We start from the raw sequence: 18233 nt of genomic DNA, 5'->3' as shown, positions 1-18233 counted from the left end.
CTTCTTTTATGCAATACCTTTCTGATAGAATCAATCGTTTGGAAACCTCAGCCACGCTAGCAATGGCTGCCAAAGCTCGTGAATTACGTGCTGAAGGAAAAAAAATTATCGGCTTGAGTTTAGGTGAACCTGACTTTAATACGCCCGATTTTATCAAAGAAGCTGCGATACAAGCCATTCAAGACAATTACAATTCTTACACACCTGTAGATGGCTATGACGAATTGAAGCAAGCGATTATTACAAAATTTAAAAGGGACAATAACTTGTCTTATGACAAATCACAGATTGTAGTTTCTACTGGTGCCAAGCAATCCTTGGCCAATGTCGCCATGGTTTGTATCAACCCAGGTGACGAAGTGATTTTACCCGCTCCTTATTGGGTAAGTTATAGTGACATTGTTAGTATAGCCGAAGGTGTTCCTGTGGTAGTGCAAACCCATATCGAGAATGATTTTAAAATGACACCAGAGCAATTGGAAGCTGCCATCACTCCAAAAACCAAGATGCTTTGGTACAGTTCACCTTGCAACCCAAGCGGCTCTTTATACAGTAAAGAAGAGCTTCGCGCTTTAGCGGATGTTTTGAAAAAACATCCAAATATTGTAGTGGTAAGTGATGAAATATATGAACATATCAATTTTGTGGGCGGTCACGTTTCGATGGCCCAATTTGAAGATATGTATGAGCGAACGGTTACTGTAAATGGTGTTTCTAAAGCCTTTGCTATGACAGGTTGGCGTATCGGTTATATTGGAGCTCCAACCGCAATAGCTCGTGCTTGCAACAAAATTCAAGGGCAATTTACCAGCGGAGCCAATTGTATTGCGCAGCGTGCTACGATTGCAGCACTCGAAGCACCCGTTTCTAAAATCGCTTATATGGTAGATAAGTTTAAAGAGCGTAGAACCTTGATTTTAGACTTATTAAAAGAAGTTCCTGGTTTTCAGTGCAATTCGCCAGAAGGTGCATTTTATGTATTCCCTAATGTAACTGATTTATTCGGCAAAAGCTTCCGCGGAAAGCAAATCAACAACGCAACTGATTTATCGATGTATTTGTTGGAAGAAGCTCAGGTAGCTACGGTAACCGGTGAAGCCTTTGGAAACCCCAACTGTATTCGCATCTCTTATGCGGCTAGTGAAGAAGATATTACGCAAGCGATTCAGCAAATAAAAGCAGCTTTGAGTTAAACCCTACCTATTCCTCCAAAAGAAAGGTGTTAGAATAATCAATACGGTAAATAGTTCGAGACGGCCGATAAGCATTAGAAAAGTACACCACCATTTTCCTGCGGTTGGGAGAGTACCAAAATTATCAACTGGACTTAAGTCCCCAAAAGCAGGACCAATATTACCCAGCGAAGAAGCTGCTCCACCAATGGCTGTTGGAAAATCTAAACCAAGAATCGCAAGACCAACAGCTCCGATAATAAAGGCAAGCATATAAAGAATAAAAAAGCCCAAAATATTAAATACAATATTTCCAGGAATACTTTTTCCGTTATAACGGACTGGTAGAATTGCATTTGGGTGTAGAGTTCGCTTAAATTCCGTAATACCATTCCGGATAAGAATAATATGTCGTACCACTTTTACACCTCCAGCAGTCGAACCTGCAGAACCGCCCAAAAAGAACAATCCGAAGAAGAAAATGGTAAGAAAAGGAGTCCATAACGTAAAATCTGCCGAAATAAAACCGGTCGTCGTGATCACGGTAAGTATCTGAAATAAAGCATGACGAAAAGCACTTTCTGCTTCACCCCAAACCATGGGATGGTTGATACTCGACACACTGGCATCAGCAAAAAAGTAAACTGTAGTTCCTACGATAAGCGTTCCTAAAAAGATAAAAAAGAAATAGGCTTTAAACTCTTCGTCCCTTAAAATACGCTGCACTTTTCCTTTAAATGCAAAATAACTCATCACGAAGTTAGTACCTGCCAAAAACATAAACAGAATCACGATATACTGAATCAAGGGTTTATCATTCCAATAGCCTAAACTGGCATTTTTAGTAGAAAAACCTCCTGTAGAAAGTGTACTCAGTGAATGGTTAATCGCATCGAAAAAGCTCATTCCTGCCAATTTAAGCAAGATTGTTTCTGCTATTGTATAACCTACATAAATCAGCCATAAGCGTTTTGCAGTATCGGCAATTCTTGGCTTGAGTTTATCGGCACTTGGCCCTGGAGCTTCCGCAGCAAAAAGTTGCATCCCTCCAATTCCCAATAATGGCAAGATAGCTACCGCAAGCACAATAATTCCCATTCCACCAATCCAATGGGTAAGGCTTCGCCAAAGTAAAATCCCTTTTGGTAAAACTTCAATATCACTCAGAATCGTCGCTCCTGTTGTGGTATAACCAGACATGGTTTCGAAAAAAGCATCGGTAATTGCAGGTATCGATTTGGTAAATAAATACGGTAACATTCCGCTTAAAGCCATAAAAATCCAACCAAAAGTCACGATGATATAACCATCGCGAGGTTTCATTTCTTTTTTGTGATTTCGGGTAATAAACATGAGAAGCATACCGACCAACATCGTGGTCACGGAAGCTCCAGCAATATTTATGGTCTGCCCATCGGCATAAACCCAACTGGTAACAGTAGCCAACATCATAAATCCACCGTTGCAGAGCAAAAGCAAACCCATCACATGTAAAATCACTAAAAGATTTATTTTTGGCATTATAAGAATAGTTTTTCTACCTTTTGGATAGATCTCGGTAAAGAACAAACCACCACCCGATCTCCAGGTTCGATCACAAAATCACCGAGTGCAATCACACCTTCGCCTTTTCTTACCACGCCACCAATAATTGCTGAGCGCGGAATATTGATATCTATAATTTTTTTATTGGCTACTTTGGATTTCTGGTTGACGATAAACTCTAAAATCTCAGCATTCATATTATTGAGCTTGGTCATCGCTACTACTTCTCCTTTTCTAATGTACCTAAAAATATTATTGGCCGCTAAGAGTTTTTTATTGATGAGCGTATTGATGCCAATAGAATGGCTCAGCTGAAAATAATCCATATTTTCGACCAGCGCAATGGTCTTTTTTACACCTTTAGATTTGGCGACCAAACAAGACATGATATTGGTTTCTGCATTTCCGGTAACCGCAATAAAAGCATCCATATCGTGAATGTTTTCTTCCTCCAAAAGCCCAACATTACGCCCATCACCATTGATGACCAATGTTTTTGGAAGTTCATCAGCAAGTTCGAAAGCTTTTTCGTTATCGCTTTCTACCAATTTTACATTGAACTTGGTATCGCATAAATTTTTTGCGGTTTTCTTCCCTATTTTACTTCCGCCAAGAATCATCACATTTTTGATTTCCTGTTTTACTTTTCCGGTGAGTTTATAAAGTTCTTCCACACCATCTTCGGTCGTGATAAAATAGACCTGATCACCTTCTTTAAAGTAGGTGTCACCTCTCGGTATCAAGGTATACTGTGTACCGAGACGTTGTATAGCAATAGGTACAAAATGTAAATCTGGGAAAATATTGGCTGCATCTTTCACCATTTTATTGACAAAAGGTGCGGTCGAAGAAAGTCTAAACCCAACCATGGTTAAGGCGCCTTGATCAAACTGAAAAGTATCGTTGAATGCCGATTGGTTAATAAGCAGGTTAATTTCTTCTGCTGCTAAAGCTTCTGGTGAAATCAATTCGTCGACTCCAAATTTAGAAAAGCCCAGCTTGTCTTTGTAATGAATAAACTCTGTGTTGGATATTCTGGCAATCGCCCTTTTGGCGCCCAATTGCTTTGCCAAAACGCAAATAGTGATATTGGTAGTTTCGCTGCTGGTCACTGCAATCACCAAGTCTATTTCCTCAATTTGGGCATCATAGAGTGTTTTTACGGAAGTGGCATCGCCCTTGATGGTTCTAATATCAAGATGAGCATCTGCGTATTCAAGATTGATTTTGTTGTTGTCTATTAAGGTAATATCTTGAGATTCGTAAGAGAGCAATTTTGCCAAATGAAAACCAACTTCTCCTGCGCCTGCAATCACAATTTTCATAAATTCATGAAATTTTAGCCTCACAAAGATAGGTAATTTGCAAACGTTCTATAAAATCTTCCCTTAAATATTTATAAATGAGAAATTAAGTTTAGGTAGTAACTCTTATATTTGCCAAAATTTTTGCAGTGAAAAAAGTAACTCCGTATAAAGACTCAAGCCTAGAAAAGAAACAGCAAGTTCAGCAGATGTTTGACACCATTTCTGATGGTTATGATGGTTTAAACCGAGTGATTTCTTTTGGAATTGACAAAAGTTGGCGAAAAAAAGTGATTAAAAAAGTGGTGGAAACCAAGCCTAAAAATGCCTTGGATATCGCTACAGGAACTGGTGATCTTGCCATAAGTCTTGCCGAAGCGGGCGTAAAAAACGTGATTGGTCTCGACCTTTCGGAAGGCATGCTAAAAGTAGGCAGAAAAAAAGTGGCAGAAAAAAACCTTGATATCGAACTCAAACAAGGGGACTCCGAAAATTTACCTTTCGAAAACAATACTTTTGATGCAATTACGGTTTCTTTTGGCGTGCGTAATTTTGAAACCTTAGAAAAAGGACTTTCAGAAATATATCGGGTTCTCGCTCCTAGTGGAATATTTGTGGTATTGGAGACTTCGGTTCCTACCAAATTTCCATTTAAACAAGGTTATAAAATCTATTGCAGGTACATTTTACCACTTATCGGAAAAATCTTTTCAAAAGATAAAGTGGCTTACAAATATTTGAGCGATAGCGCTTCTGTTTTTCCGCACGGGAAAGCTTTCAACAATATTTTAGCAAAAATTGGGTTTACACATGTACAACATCATCCGCAAACGATGGGAGTTGCCACCATTTACACTTCAAGTAAATAGATTTATGAAGAAAATTGTTTTTATTTTATTATTATTTGTTTCTTTCCAAAACATAGAAGCTCAAGGTATTTTCTCTAAAGAAAAAATAAAAAACAAAGAAAATTTTGACAAACAACGTTGGTCTTGGGGTTACTTTTTAGGATTCAATTCGTATGATTTTAAGTTTGAATATGAAGAACACCCCACCGAAGATATTATTGTAGAAAAAAGTCTTGGTTTTAATGTGGGGCTTCTCGGAAATATGAGAATCAACGATTATATCGATTTACGCTTAGAACCTGGCGTTGTTTTTGCCAACAGAAACATCACTTTTCCTGAAGTGACAGAACGTAATTTCAGAGAGGTAAAATCTACCTATGTACACATTCCACTTTTAGTGAAATTTTCTACCAAACGCTTGAACAATTTCAAGCCTTTTGTGGTGGGCGGAGCTTCCTACGCAATTAACCTCTCGAGTAACCAGGACAACCCAGACGACAACACTGCTGGCGAATTTAGAATGATGAACAACGCCTATTTTTACGAAATAGGTTTTGGTATCGATTTTTACTTGCCTTACTTTAAGTTTACACCTTCTATTCGTGGAGTTTTTGGGCTCAACGATGAGTTAAAACCCGACAACGAACCCGGGAGTATTTTTACCAGCAACATTAGCCAAATGCAAACCCGAGGTATTTTTATTAATTTTACGTTTCAGTAAAAATTTATGAGCAAGAAAGTAAGTAGAAAGAAAATAATTATTGGTCATACAATTGCTATATTACTTGGCAGCGTAGTTTATGCTTCATTAATGGCTATTGTTGAATATTATGAACATGATAGATTTAAATTCTCTAAACTAACACTAGATTTTATATTTTTTAGTGCTATTTTGATAGGTTTTAGCTGGATAAATTATAAAAGAAGGTTGAAAAAAGAGAATAGTTAAATGAAAAACCTTACCAAAAAGCAAGCGATAAAAAAGTCTATTCTATTAGGTTTAGGATTTGGATTAATTCACGCTTCTCTAATGGCTGGTTACTATTATTCAAAAGGTGAAAATTTCCACACAGAAAGATTTCTTTTTCATTTTTCTACACAAAGTCTTTTTATGATTCTTTTTTATTGGTTTGTTCTCAAAAACCAAATCAAAAAAGAAAACTAAAAACTCCTTTTAAACTCACTCAACAAAATCGCAGTCGCGGTGGCAACATTCAAACTTTCGGTATGTGGTTTCCCAAATTGTGGAATCGCTATTTTTTGGGTCATCAGTTCTACGATTGGCTTAGAAATACCATTGGCTTCGTTGCCCAAAACCAAAACACCTTCTTTAGGAAGTGAGGTTTTATAAATATTTTTACCGTCCATAAAAGCTCCAAAAATGGGTTGTTTTGTTTCGTTTAAAGTCATTTTTAAATCGACATATTGTGGAATAATCCGCGACAGCGAACCCATCGAAGCTTGTACTACTTTTTCATTAAAACAATCTACGGTATCTTCAGAACAGATGAGGTTTTGCACATCAAACCAATCACAAAGCCTGATGATTGTACCGAGGTTTCCCGGGTCACGAATACCGTCTAAAGCCAAAGTTAAACCCGTGATTTTTTTCTCTTGCTTTTTCGGAATTTGAAACACTGCCAAAGCCGTTTGCGCCGTTTTTAGATTCGTGATTTTTTGTAACTCCTTTTCAGAAATCAGCTCAATCTTATCATGGGAGGTATAAAATATATCCGCAGTAGCGTAGAGTTTTTCAAGTACGAAAGAAGAATTCAAAAATTCTTTAATCACCTTGATGCCTTCGACTACAAAAAGCTGGTTTTGATTTCGGTACTTTTTTTGTGATAAACTGTTTATTAACTTTATTTGGCTTTTAGTAAGCATAATTTCATGTATTTTTGAACCTAAATTTTCTAGCTTCTTGAAGATATCGTTCACAAAAATAGCACTATTTCTTTTTGTTCTGATGCTATCGGGTTGTAATGCCGTAAAAAGAGTTGGTGACAAGCAGCATTTGCTCACTCAAAACACTATTTTGGTAAACGATGAAAAAGAGAAAAGCAATGATGTCAGTAGCTTGCTCTACCAGCAACCTAATGATGCCCCTTTGGGTTTTCCGCTAAAACTACACATTTTTAACCTGGCAGACCCAAACCCCGATTCTACGTTTACACTTTGGTTAGACAAAAAGCCAAACCGCAGAGAAAATTTAAATAAAATATATTCTAACAAACAAGTAGCCAGAATAAGAAGAGGTTATGTTGGCCTTAATAATGGCTTGAAAAAAAGTGGTGAAGCTCCAGTTATTTTAAGTGAAGAGAAAACCAAAAAATCTGCCGAAAAACTTCGTGCTTGGTATTGGAACAACGGTTGGTTTAATGCAGAAACCGACTATACCATAGATCGCGGTGATGACAAACGGGCGCAAGTCACCTACACCGTAAAAACCCGAACACCTTATATTGTCGATTCGATTACCAAGAGAATTCCCGATGTTGCCGATTCGCTTTATGCGAAAATAGAAGACGGTTCGCTAATAAAAAAAGGTAAACAATACCGAACAGAGGATTTTGATAACGAAAGAACAAGAATAACCGAAAATTTCAGGAATCAAGGTCTGTATCACTTCGAAAAAGAATTTATCACTTACGAGGCAGATACCATTAATACTGGTCACAAGGTAAACGTAAACCTCACCATTAATAAAAGAACGGTAAATAAAACCGACACGACCTATAAAGTTCCCTATAAGGTTCATACCATAAGTGGCGTTAATATTTTTACCGATTATTCTTTCGAAAATAAAGACAGACCCGTCACCGATTCAATTCATTATGACGGTTATGTGATTTATGGTTTCGATGAAATCGAGTTCAAGAGAAAAGCCATTACCGATCCTGTCTTTATCCATAAAGGAAGTGTTTATAGTGACCGTGATCGTTCGCTCACTTACAAACGGGTAAACGAATTGGGTGTTTTTAAATACCCTACCATCAATTACCAACACGACCCTGCAGATACTACTGGTACTTGGCTTATTGCCAATGTTTTTCTCAACCAGAAACCTAAATATGGTTTTGGAATGGATTTTAGCGTTTCGCGTAGTAATATTCAAGATTTTGGGATGACAGTTGCGCCCTCGCTTATCATTAGAAATGTTTTTGGCGGAGCAGAAATTCTGGATATTTCAGCAAGGGCAAATATCGGTTCATCTAACGATGCCGCTATAGAAGACGATCGCTTTTTTAATATTTCAGAAGTTGGTGCCGACGTGAGTTTAACGATGCCTCGAATTGTATTTCCGTTTCTCGGTTCCGATAAGGTTATTCCAAAAGAAATGTCGCCTTTCACCACTTTTAGTGCAGGTTTGAGTACACAAAGAAATATAGGGCTCGATAAGCAAAACGTTACGGGAAAATATACGTTTAGGTGGTATCCCAATAAGCAACTCACGCACATTTTTAATTTACTAGACCTACAATATGTACGTAACCTCAACGCGGGTAATTATTTTAATGTTTACCGTAATTCTTTTGATCGCTTAAACAATGTTGCCCAAGAAAATATGGGTCAAGTTAATCCTGATTATTTCGAAGAATTAGAACCCGATCAAGAAGGTCCTCCAGATTTGCTTATTCCTTCGGGAGCCAATGGTTTTATCACCGATTTTGACAATGGAACTTATAACTTTACCAACGAAGATAATCAGCAAGTACGGAATATCAGAGAACGTAGAGATCGTCTCACCGAAAACAACTTGATTGTTGCAACCAGCTTTAGCTACATCAAAAGTACACGAGAAGGTATCTATGACGACGACTTCACCAAATTTAGAGCAAAATTGGAATCCGCGGGAAATTCGCTTTCGCTCATTGCTCCCGCATTAAATCTGAAAGAAAATTCTAACGGGGGTTACGATTTGTTTGGTGTACAATATTCACAATACCTCAAAGGTGAATTAGATTTTATTAATTATTGGGATTTAGGGCGCGACCATATTATTGCCCTACGAGCTTTTGGTGGTTTGGCGGTTCCTTATGGAAATTCCAACAATATTCCGTTTGCACGAAGCTTTTACGCTGGTGGAGCCAACGACAATCGCGGTTGGCAAGCTTTCGATTTAGGCCCAGGAAGTTCTGGTGGTATCAACGAGTTTAACGAAGCCAACATGAAACTTGCTTTTAGCGGAGAATACCGTTTCAATTTATTTGGACCACTCCACAGTGCTTTATTTGTAGATATAGGTAATATCTGGAACATTTGGGATAACGTAGAGGACGAAAGGTATGTTTTTTCTGGTTTTCAAGACCTCAAAGAATTGGCTGTGAGTTCTGGTATTGGTTTACGCTATGACCTCGACTTTTTTATCATTCGTCTAGACGTTGGGTTTAAAACCTATAACCCAGCATTTGACAACCAACGATGGTTTACCGACTACAATTTTAAGAATGCTGTTTATAATGTTGGAATTAATTATCCTTTCTAACCCATATAATTTTACTAATTTTGTAACTTTAAATGTAAATTTTATTTATGAGTCATAATATCAAACCTGGAGTTGCCACAGGAAAAGAGGTTCAAGAAATATTCAACCACGCAAAAAATCATAATTATGCCCTTCCTGCAGTAAATGTTGTAGGTTCGAATACGGTAAATACAGTAATGGAAACCGCTGCAGAGTTAAACTCGCCTGTCATCATTCAGTTTTCTAATGGCGGCGCCACTTTTAATGCCGGAAAAGGTTTGTCTAACGAGAACGAACAAGCCGCTATTCTTGGTGGAATTTCAGGTGCAAAACACATTCACGAATTAGCGAAAGCTTATGGAGCGACCGTGATTTTACACACCGATCACTGCGCAAAAAAATTACTTCCGTGGATTGATGGTTTGTTAGATGCGGGTGAAGAATTTTACAAGCAAACAGGCAAATCACTTTACAGTTCGCATATGATCGATTTAAGTGAAGAACCTCTGGAAGAAAACATCGAAATCTGTAAAAAATACCTCGCTCGAATGAGCAAAATGGGGATGACTTTAGAAATAGAGTTAGGAATTACGGGTGGCGAAGAAGACGGTGTAGATAACACTGACGTGGATTCCTCTAAACTTTACACCCAACCAGAAGAAGTAGCTTATGCCTACGAAGAGCTGAGTAAAATAAGTGACCAATTTACGATTGCTGCCGCTTTTGGGAATGTTCACGGTGTTTACAAACCAGGAAATGTAAAGCTTACTCCGAAGATTCTCAAAAATTCGCAAGAATATATTTCAGATAAATACAATGTAGGTCACAACCACATCGATTTTGTTTTCCATGGCGGAAGTGGTTCTACCTTGGAAGAAATAAGAGAAGCCATTGGTTACGGTGTCATCAAAATGAACATCGATACCGATTTGCAATACGCTTTCACCGAAGGTGTAAGAGACTATATGAAAAATAAAACCGACTATTTACAATCTCAAATAGGTAATCCAGAAGGTGATGATGTCCCTAACAAAAAACATTACGATCCAAGAAAATGGTTACGCGAAGGTGAGCTAACTTTTAAAGCAAGACTTAAAAAGGCTTTCGAAGATTTAAACAATGTAAATAGTTTAAGTAAATAAAATTAGAAGATATGGCTTGGTTTAAAAGAACAAAAAAAGGGATACAAACCGCTACAGAAGATAAAAAAGATGTACCAAAAGGTTTATGGTACAAATCACCGACTGGCAAAATTGTAGATGCCGAAGAATTGGAAAGCAACTTTTATGTAAGTCCAGAAGATGGTTACCACGTAAGAATAGGAAGTGCCGAATATTTTAAAATTTTGTTTGACAACAATAGTTTTAAGGAATTGGACAAAAACCTAACTTCAAAAGATCCTTTAAAGTTTGAAGACAAAAAGAAATATCCAGACCGAATAAAAGAAGCCGAAGAAAAAACCAATCTTAAAGATGCCATTCGCGTGGCTGTAGGAAAATCAAAAGGTAAAGATTTGGTTATTGCTTGTATGGATTTTGCTTTTATTGGTGGTTCGATGGGGTCTGTGGTCGGTGAGAAAATTGCTCGCGCTGCAGATTATGCCTTAAAAAACAATATTCCTTTGATGATCATCTCAAAATCTGGAGGAGCAAGAATGCAAGAAGCAGTGCTTTCGTTGATGCAGTTAGCAAAAACTTCTGTAAAATTAGCACAACTTGCTGAAGCTAAAGTACCTTACATCTCACTTTGTACCGATCCAACCACTGGCGGAACAACAGCTTCTTATGCGATGTTGGGCGATATCAATATTTCTGAGCCAGGTGCTTTAATTGGTTTTGCAGGACCGCGTGTGGTTCGTGACACTACCGGGAAAGAATTACCGGAAGGCTTCCAAACCTCTGAGTTTTTATTAGAACACGGATTTTTAGATTTTATTACCAAACGTAAAGACCTAAAAGATAAAATTAATCTTTACCTCGATTTAATTCTAAATCGAGAAGTAAGAGCTTAATCACTAAAATAAAGAAGTTATCTTAAAATGAGATTCCTTCTCTTCGATCGGAATGACAGAAATGCAAAACATAAAAAAGCGACCTATTTTGGTCGCTTTTTTTATTTGATTTCGCCTTGAGCTTAATCTGTTTTACCGGTCTTGTGATCGTCTTTTACAACTTGGTCTCTGTAACGGCAACAAGGGTGAACACTGTTGTAAGCTTCATCAGTTGCTTTTACCTCTTCTACATCGTGACCCACAGATGCAATTCTTTTTTTAATGGTTGCTAAATCTGTTTTTTGGGCATTGTAAATCAATGCTAATTCGTGCGTTTCTACATCCCAAATGGCACTTTTCACTCCTTTTGAAGTGATGCAAGCTTTTTCAATTCTTTCTTTACACATCCCGCAAACACCATCTACTTCTAAAGTGGCTTTTTCGTTTTTGCTTTGGGCAAAAGTTGCTGTTGAAGTAATTAAAAATAAGGCTATTAATAAGTTTTTCATTTTATATATTTTAAAGTTTTTATAATTAAGGTATTCTAAATCTTAGTCCTGCGTAGTACAAACTCCCAAAAATAGGACCATACACAAATGTACTATCAAAATTTGAACCAAAAGGATCGTCTGCTCCCAAAATTGCTCGATCTTGACGAACGTTAGTAATGTTTTCTCCTCCCACATAAATCTCAAAACGGGGTGAAAATACTTTGGTAACTTGTGCATTTATCGTTCCTACCGTTGGTGAATATTCTGATAATTGATAGGCTACCGGATTACTTGCTGTAGATGAGAAACGTTGTTTTCCCAACCAATTGTAAGTGACATCAAATTTCCATTGTGAGGTTTTCCCTTCTTTTACGTGTGTTTCGTAAGAAGCATTCGCAAAAAACCGATGTTGCGCTGTAAGTGGCTTGATGAGCTCTCCTGTTTGATATTTGGTCTTGACATCATAATATTTGTAGGCAAGACGTACATCAAAATGTTCAAAGGTATTGTAATTGGTTTCTATCTGAAAACTATTGGCATAACTCTCATTTTCTAAGTTGTAAAAACTCACTTCACGTGGATTTTCCCAATCGACCACCACTTGATTTTGAAAATCGGTGCGGTAAAAATCTACAGTAATGTCCGCTTTTCTATTAAAAAGATTGAAACCTTGCAGGTAGGAAACACCATAATTCCAAGCGATTTCTGGGTCTAAACCGTAAATATCTCCACCTTCAGACGGAATGATATTGATAGTTCTTGAGGTTGCAAACAGGTTTTGGTTTTCCGCAAAAATATTTGCTGAACGTTTGCCACGACCAAAAGATGCTCTAAAAGCCGATTTTTCCCAAGGGGTATAACGTGCGTGAACTCTTGGCGTCAAGAAAAACCCTAATCGGTTGTGATAATCGGCACGCAAACCTGCGGTAAGGTTAAGTTTTTCTAAGTTGTCGAAATTATATTCGAAAAAACCACCTACTGAATTATCTATTCGCTCATAAGCTGTAGTTTCTACTAATTCATCGTAATTGTCTTGCGTAAAACTTAAGCCAGTTTTAATCTTATGACGTGAATCGCTGATAATCGAGTTGTAAATCACGTTAGAATAAATACTCGTATGTTCGATATCATACACACGTAATCCAAAATAAGAATCTTGCTGATGATTGCTCAATGCAAATTGCACTCCTAAACTTTGCCAAGGTATATTCGGGTTTACATACCCCATTTTTCCGGAAATATCATAGCGTTGCGTTTTGATCTCATTTCCCCAAGCATTGGTCGTCAATCTATCGGTCTCTGGGTCAAAACCTAATTCACCAGTTTGCTTTTGGTCATTGAGGTATCTTAAATTGATAAAACCCACAAAACCATTTTCATTGTCGGTATATTGCCAACGATTCATCACATTTACTTGGTTGTACAATGGCATATCCAAAAAGTTATCCTCATTGACATCGTGTTCGTTTTGATGCGTGTTTCCGTGCAGGTAAAGACCTGTACTCCAACGCTCGCTTAGTTGAGTATTGAAATGGGTATTCAGTTCTAGACGTTCGCTACTTGCTCCATAAAGATTGACAAACAATTTATCATCTTTGGTTGGTTTTTGCAATTCGGCATTTATTTGCCCCGCGATACTTTCGTAACCGTTCACGACACTTCCAGCACCTTTGGTTATCTGGATGCTCTCCACCCAAGTTCCAGGTGTAAATGTGAGTCCGTAGGCTTGGGCTGCACCACGAACTGTCGGGATATTTTCCATAGCAATCAAAATATACGGACTCGTAAGACCCAGCATTCTAATTTGCCGTGTTCCCGAAATGGCATCAGCGAAGTTTACATCGATAGACGGATTGGTTTCAAAACTTTCAGAAAGGTTACAACAAGCTGCTTTGAGCAATTCATCACTACTTACATTCATGACATTTTGTGCCTCTAGGTAAGAACGGGAAGTCGCTTGCTTTCGCGAAACCACTTTTACTTCGTTAAGCGTACTTGTGGGTTTCAATTTGTGATTTATTTTTTGGTTAGGGTTGGTCACCGCAATGGTATCGGTTTTAAAACCCACATAGCTAATGACCAGGTTTTTATAGTCGGATTGGTACGGAATACTAAATTTTCCGTCAAAATCGGTAACGGTTCCTACTTGGGTGTTTTGCCAATACACATTGGCTCCCAAAAGGGGTACATTGGTTCCTTCTTCATAGATTACACCTTCTACTTTTGTTTGCGAAAAGATGAGTATCGGAAGAAAAACCGTAAACAGGGTAATTACAATATTTTTCATTTGTATGATTTATAGATTTTATGAATAAGTTTTAGGGATATATTTCATAGTTTCCACGAAAGTGAAAAGAGAAATACTTTATACATAAAATTCTAAATCAAATGAGAAAAACCTGATGACTAACCTGAACATCAGTCACCAAAGTTGGCGGCGTATAATTTTGATGAGGAATAACTTGCGTTGGCAAGTACTCGTATAGTTGAAAATACGATTGCGTAAAAGCAAACAAAAAGACTTGTTGCTCGTACTCTAAATCGTCATAGTTTTTGGTGGTCACCACATCTTGACCTTCAACCAGATCGACTACGTCGTTACAGCAATCGGGTTTTGCGATAGAAGTATCTTTGGCATCACCAGAACAAGGTTCTTTGCTACACTTTTCTAAAGCGGTAAATACTGCAGAATCGATGAGAAAATCACCACAAAAATGCTTCTGTATGGTAAAAGAAGTTGTTGATAGCAATATCAAAATTGCCATTACCGAAGAAAAGAGTTGATGAGGAAAAGTGTTTTTCACGAAGCAAAAATATAAAAAATCAAGCAAAAAAAGCAAAAAAAACACTAACACATTATTATTCAGAAAAAAACACTATATTTGCCGCTTGATAGAAAGTCTATCATATACATAAGAATCATTTACAATAATATTGGCATGTATTTAACAAAAGAAGACAAGCAAAAATTATTTGCAGAACACGGTAGCGGTAAAACCGATACTGGTTCTACAGAAGGGCAAATTGCCTTATTTACAAAACGTATTTCTCACATTTCTGATCACTTAAAAACAAATCAGAAAGATTTTAACTCAGAGCGTTCACTAGTATCGCTGGTAGGTAAAAGAAGAAGACTTCTTGACTACTTAAAGAAGAAAGACATCACCAGATATCGTGAGATCGTTGCGAAATTAGGATTAAGAAAATAATTCTTAGGGGCATTACGCCCCTTTTTTTATATTTAAAAGCTAGTATAGTTTTTCATTGGTCACTTTACAACAACACACACAACCCTGCCTGCTCAGGAAAAGCAGCGACCAAAGTAAAATTTTAGAAAAAATTATTTATGATTCCAAAGACATTTAAACAAGTCATTGACTTAGGTGACGGTAGAGAAATCTCTATCGAAACCGGAAAATTAGCAAAACAAGCACATGGTTCTGTGGTTGTTCGATCAGGGAACTGTATGTTGCTTTGTACGTTAGTTTCTAACTACAACCAAAGTGATGTAGATTTTTTACCCTTAACCGTAGATTATAGAGAAAAGTTTGCTGCTGCAGGTCGTTACCCAGGTGGTTTTTTTAAGAGAGAAGCAAGACCAAGTGACGGCGAAGTTCTAACGATGAGGTTAGTAGATCGTGTTTTAAGACCATTATTCCCAAAAGATTACCATGCTGAGACGCAAATTATGATTCAGTTAATGTCTCATGATGAAGATGTGATGCCAGATGCAATGGCAGGTTTAGCTGCATCGGCAGCTATTCAGCTTTCTGACGCACCTTTTGAGTGTCCAATCTCTGAGGTTAGAGTTGGTCGTGTAAACGGCGAATTTATCATCAACCCTACCCGCGCTCAACTGGAAGATTCTGACATTGACATGATGATTGGAGCTTCTGCAGATTCTGTGATGATGGTTGAAGGTGAAATGAAAGAAATTTCTGAAGAAGAAATGACCGAGGCAATCAAGTTTGCTCACGAGGCTATTAAAGTACAATGTGAAGCTCAGTTAAAATTAGCAGAAGCTTTTGGCAAAAAAGAAACTCGTGAATATGAAGGCGAAAGAGAAGATGAAGCACTTCAGCAAAAAATTCACGATATGGCATACGATAAAGTTTATGCTATCGCAAAAGCTGGTTCTTCAAAACATGAGCGTTCTGCTGCTTTTGCCGAAATAAAAGAAGAGATCATAGCTAGTTTTAGCGAAGAAGAGATAGAGGATTACGCAGAACTTATTCCTAAATATTACGCTAAAGCGGAAAAAGCTGCCGTAAGAGACCTTACTTTAAACGAAGGTTTACGTCTTGACGGAAGAAAAACAGACGAGATTAGACCAATTTGGTGTGAAGTAGACTACTTACCATCCACTCACGGTTCTGCTATCTTTACCAGAGGTGAAACCCAAGCTTTAGCAACGGTAACTTTAGGTACCTCTAGAGAAGCCAATCAAATAGATATGCCAAGTTTTGAAGGCGAAGAAAGTTTTTATTTACACTATAACTTCCCTCCTTTTTCAACCGGTGAGGCAAGACCAATTCGTGGTACTTCTCGTAGAGAAGTAGGTCACGGAAACTTAGCACAAAGAGCTTTAAAAGGAATGATTCCTACAGAATGTCCTTATACAGTACGTGTGGTTTCAGAAATTTTAGAATCTAACGGTTCTTCTTCTATGGCAACTGTTTGTGCAGGAACCATGGCTTTGATGGATGCTGGTGTTCAAATTAAAAAACCAGTTTCAGGTATTGCGATGGGGTTGATTTCTGACGCAGATTCTGGTAAATATGCTGTACTTTCTGATATTTTAGGCGATGAAGATCATCTGGGTGATATGGACTTTAAAGTGACAGGAACAAAAGATGGTATAACCGCTTGTCAGATGGATATTAAAGTAAAAGGATTAAGTTACGAAATCTTAATCAAAGCTTTAAAGCAAGCCCGTGATGGAAGACTACATATTTTAGATAAAATTACCGAAACGATTAGTGAGCCAAATGCTGAAGTAAAAGCACACGCTCCGAAAATGATCACGCGTAGAATTGCCAACGAATTTATTGGTGCTTTAATTGGGCCTGGAGGAAAAGTGATTCAAGAGCTTCAGAAAGAAACGAAAACAGAAATCGTGATCAACGAAGATCCTGTGACAGAAGAAGGAATTGTAGAAATCTTAGGTACAAATCAAGAAGGTATCGATAAGGTATTGGCTAAAATAGACGCTATTACTTTTAAACCTGAAAAAGGAAGTGTTTACGAAGTAAAAGTAATCAAATTATTAGATTTTGGTGCGGTAGTAGAATATACAGATGCGCCAGGAAATGAAGTTTTACTACACATTTCTGAACTCGCTTGGGAAAGAACCAACAATGTTACTGATGTAGTTAACCTAGGAGACATTCTAGATGTGAAGTATTTCGGTATCGATCCCAAAACAAGAAAAGAGAAAGTGTCTAGAAAAGCTCTTTTACCAAGACCTCCTCGCGAAGAGAAGAAAAGAGACCAAAAAGATTCTGAATAGACATATTTCCTTAAACTATTCTTAAATCCTCTTCTAGCAAGAGGATTTTTTTATTTTATAGCCAAACATTACAAAAAACAAAAAATGAAATTATTAGTAATTGGTGGTGGAAACATGGGATTAACCTATGCAGAAGGCATCGCAAGTTCTCCATTTTTAAAAAACAAAAAAGTAAAAATCTTTGATACCAGTGAGGTAAAAAGAAATGAAATTGACCAAATAGGTTATTTTGATACTTACAAAAATTTGGAGGAGTGCCTTCCACAAGCAGACATCGTTCTCATAGCTGTAAAGCCTTATCACTGCGAAACATTATTTAAAGAAATGAAACCTCTGATCAATCAGAACCAGATTTTTATTTCTTTAATGGCAGGTGTAAAAATAGGTAAAATACAAGACGAGTTAGGTGCAAAAAAAGTGGTTCGTACTATGCCTAACCTTCCGGCAAAAGTAGGAAAGGGAGTAACTTCTTATACAGAAGCAAAAAAGGAGGTTTCAAGAGCAGAATTGCTTATTGTTCGTCATTTATTAGACACGACAGGAACTTCCATTCATGTAGAAAACGAAAAATTTATCGATGCTTCTACTGGTATCTCTGGAAGTGGCCCAGCCTATGTGTTTTATTTTATGCAATCGATGCTGGAAGCAGCCAAGAAAATGGGCTTTTCTGATTATGATTCCAAAGTATTGGTCAGTAACACCTTTGAAGGAGCCGTAGAGCTTTTTAACCAATCCGATTTATCACCAAAAACATGGATGGATCGCGTCGCCTCTAAAGGAGGTACTACTCAAGCGGCTTTAGACTCTATGGAAGACAACAATGTCAATGAACTCATTAAAGAAGCAGCTTATGCTGCTTTCAATAGAGCTGTTGAATTAGGAAAATCACAAGAAGAAAAATAAAACAAT

17 protein-coding genes are annotated in these 18233 nt (G+C 37.5%); 11 read left to right on the top strand and 6 right to left on the bottom strand.

Annotated features, from left to right (window positions below; all coding sequences use genetic code 11):
* The first annotated feature begins 8 nt into the window (after positions 1-8).
* Positions 9-1193, top strand: coding sequence for a pyridoxal phosphate-dependent aminotransferase (locus tag DNG35_RS08550; protein WP_111127945.1), 1185 nt, complete (start codon positions 9-11; stop codon positions 1191-1193).
* Between the two features lie 3 nt (positions 1194-1196).
* Here the strand turns inward: DNG35_RS08550 and DNG35_RS08545 are convergent, their stop codons facing one another.
* Positions 1197-2693 (bottom strand): TrkH family potassium uptake protein, encoded by a 1497-nt coding sequence (locus tag DNG35_RS08545; RefSeq protein WP_111128009.1) that lies wholly within the window; start codon positions 2691-2693, stop codon positions 1197-1199.
* Positions 2693-4042 (bottom strand): Trk system potassium transporter TrkA, encoded by a 1350-nt coding sequence (gene trkA, locus DNG35_RS08540; protein WP_111127937.1) that lies wholly within the window; start codon positions 4040-4042, stop codon positions 2693-2695. Before trkA ends, DNG35_RS08545 begins: the two co-directional genes overlap by 1 nt.
* Before the next feature lie 188 nt (positions 4043-4230).
* Between trkA and ubiE the strand changes: the two genes are divergently transcribed.
* Genes ubiE through DNG35_RS08520 form a run of 4 tightly spaced genes read left to right on the top strand, consistent with a single transcriptional unit; the run spans position 4231 to position 6034 of the window.
* A complete protein-coding gene (gene ubiE, locus DNG35_RS08535) occupies positions 4231-4890 on the top strand; it encodes a bifunctional demethylmenaquinone methyltransferase/2-methoxy-6-polyprenyl-1,4-benzoquinol methylase UbiE (protein WP_111128005.1) in 660 nt (219 codons plus the stop codon).
* A gap of 4 nt (positions 4891-4894) precedes the next feature.
* Entirely contained in the window at positions 4895-5590 is a 696-nt protein-coding gene (locus tag DNG35_RS08530; RefSeq protein ID WP_111127933.1) for a porin family protein, read from the top strand.
* A 6-nt stretch (positions 5591-5596) separates the two neighbouring features.
* Positions 5597-5818 (top strand): hypothetical protein, encoded by a 222-nt coding sequence (locus tag DNG35_RS08525; RefSeq protein ID WP_111127930.1) that lies wholly within the window; start codon positions 5597-5599, stop codon positions 5816-5818.
* Positions 5819-6034, top strand: coding sequence for a hypothetical protein (locus DNG35_RS08520; protein ID WP_111127927.1), 216 nt, complete (start codon positions 5819-5821; stop codon positions 6032-6034). It abuts the gene before it with no gap.
* On the opposite strand, the gene DNG35_RS08515 is transcribed toward DNG35_RS08520, so the two are convergent.
* Positions 6031-6753: an RNA methyltransferase gene (locus DNG35_RS08515; protein WP_111128002.1), complete on the bottom strand. Its 723-nt coding sequence runs from the start codon at positions 6751-6753 to the stop codon at positions 6031-6033. The genes DNG35_RS08520 and DNG35_RS08515 overlap by 4 nt on opposite strands.
* 37 nt (positions 6754-6790) lie before the next feature.
* Between DNG35_RS08515 and DNG35_RS08510 the strand changes: the two genes are divergently transcribed.
* Genes DNG35_RS08510 through accD form a run of 3 tightly spaced genes read left to right on the top strand, consistent with a single transcriptional unit; the run spans position 6791 to position 11345 of the window.
* On the top strand, positions 6791-9355 hold the full coding sequence (locus tag DNG35_RS08510) for a BamA/TamA family outer membrane protein (RefSeq protein WP_111127924.1): 2565 nt from the start codon (positions 6791-6793) through the stop codon (positions 9353-9355).
* 47 nt (positions 9356-9402) lie between these two features.
* On the top strand, positions 9403-10476 hold the full coding sequence (gene fbaA, locus DNG35_RS08505) for a class II fructose-bisphosphate aldolase (RefSeq protein ID WP_111127921.1): 1074 nt from the start codon (positions 9403-9405) through the stop codon (positions 10474-10476).
* An 11-nt stretch (positions 10477-10487) separates the two neighbouring features.
* Entirely contained in the window at positions 10488-11345 is an 858-nt protein-coding gene (accD, locus tag DNG35_RS08500; RefSeq protein WP_111127918.1) for an acetyl-CoA carboxylase, carboxyltransferase subunit beta, read from the top strand.
* Between the two features lie 122 nt (positions 11346-11467).
* Here accD and DNG35_RS08495 read toward each other — a convergent pair whose 3' ends face one another.
* The 3 genes from DNG35_RS08495 to DNG35_RS08485 all read right to left on the bottom strand — a co-directional run bounded on the left by DNG35_RS08495 (position 11468) and on the right by DNG35_RS08485 (position 14619).
* Entirely contained in the window at positions 11468-11833 is a 366-nt protein-coding gene (locus DNG35_RS08495) for a heavy-metal-associated domain-containing protein (RefSeq protein ID WP_111127914.1), read from the bottom strand.
* 25 nt (positions 11834-11858) lie between these two features.
* The gene (locus DNG35_RS08490) at positions 11859-14102 is read right to left on the bottom strand and encodes a TonB-dependent receptor (RefSeq protein WP_111127911.1); all 2244 of its coding nucleotides are present in this window, start codon (positions 14100-14102) and stop codon (positions 11859-11861) included.
* 97 nt (positions 14103-14199) lie between these two features.
* Positions 14200-14619 carry a hypothetical protein gene (locus DNG35_RS08485; protein WP_233494468.1) on the bottom strand — a complete coding sequence of 140 codons (420 nt, stop codon included), beginning with the start codon at positions 14617-14619 and terminating at the stop codon, positions 14200-14202.
* A gap of 135 nt (positions 14620-14754) precedes the next feature.
* On the opposite strand from DNG35_RS08485, the gene rpsO reads away from it, so the two are divergent.
* The 3 genes from rpsO (at position 14755) to proC (ending at position 18227) form a co-directional block, all read left to right on the top strand.
* Positions 14755-15024 (top strand): 30S ribosomal protein S15, encoded by a 270-nt coding sequence (rpsO, locus tag DNG35_RS08480; RefSeq protein WP_111127908.1) that lies wholly within the window; start codon positions 14755-14757, stop codon positions 15022-15024.
* Between the two features lie 137 nt (positions 15025-15161).
* On the top strand, positions 15162-17324 hold the full coding sequence (locus tag DNG35_RS08475) for a polyribonucleotide nucleotidyltransferase (protein WP_111127905.1): 2163 nt from the start codon (positions 15162-15164) through the stop codon (positions 17322-17324).
* An 84-nt stretch (positions 17325-17408) separates the two neighbouring features.
* On the top strand, positions 17409-18227 hold the full coding sequence (gene proC, locus DNG35_RS08470) for a pyrroline-5-carboxylate reductase (protein ID WP_111127903.1): 819 nt from the start codon (positions 17409-17411) through the stop codon (positions 18225-18227).
* The last annotated feature ends 6 nt before the right edge of the window (positions 18228-18233 follow it).

The sequence above is a fragment of the Mesonia sp. K7 genome, assembly GCF_003233725.1.
Lineage (GTDB): Bacteria > Bacteroidota > Bacteroidia > Flavobacteriales > Flavobacteriaceae > Mesonia.
This window is presented reverse-complemented; position numbering and strand designations above follow the sequence as displayed.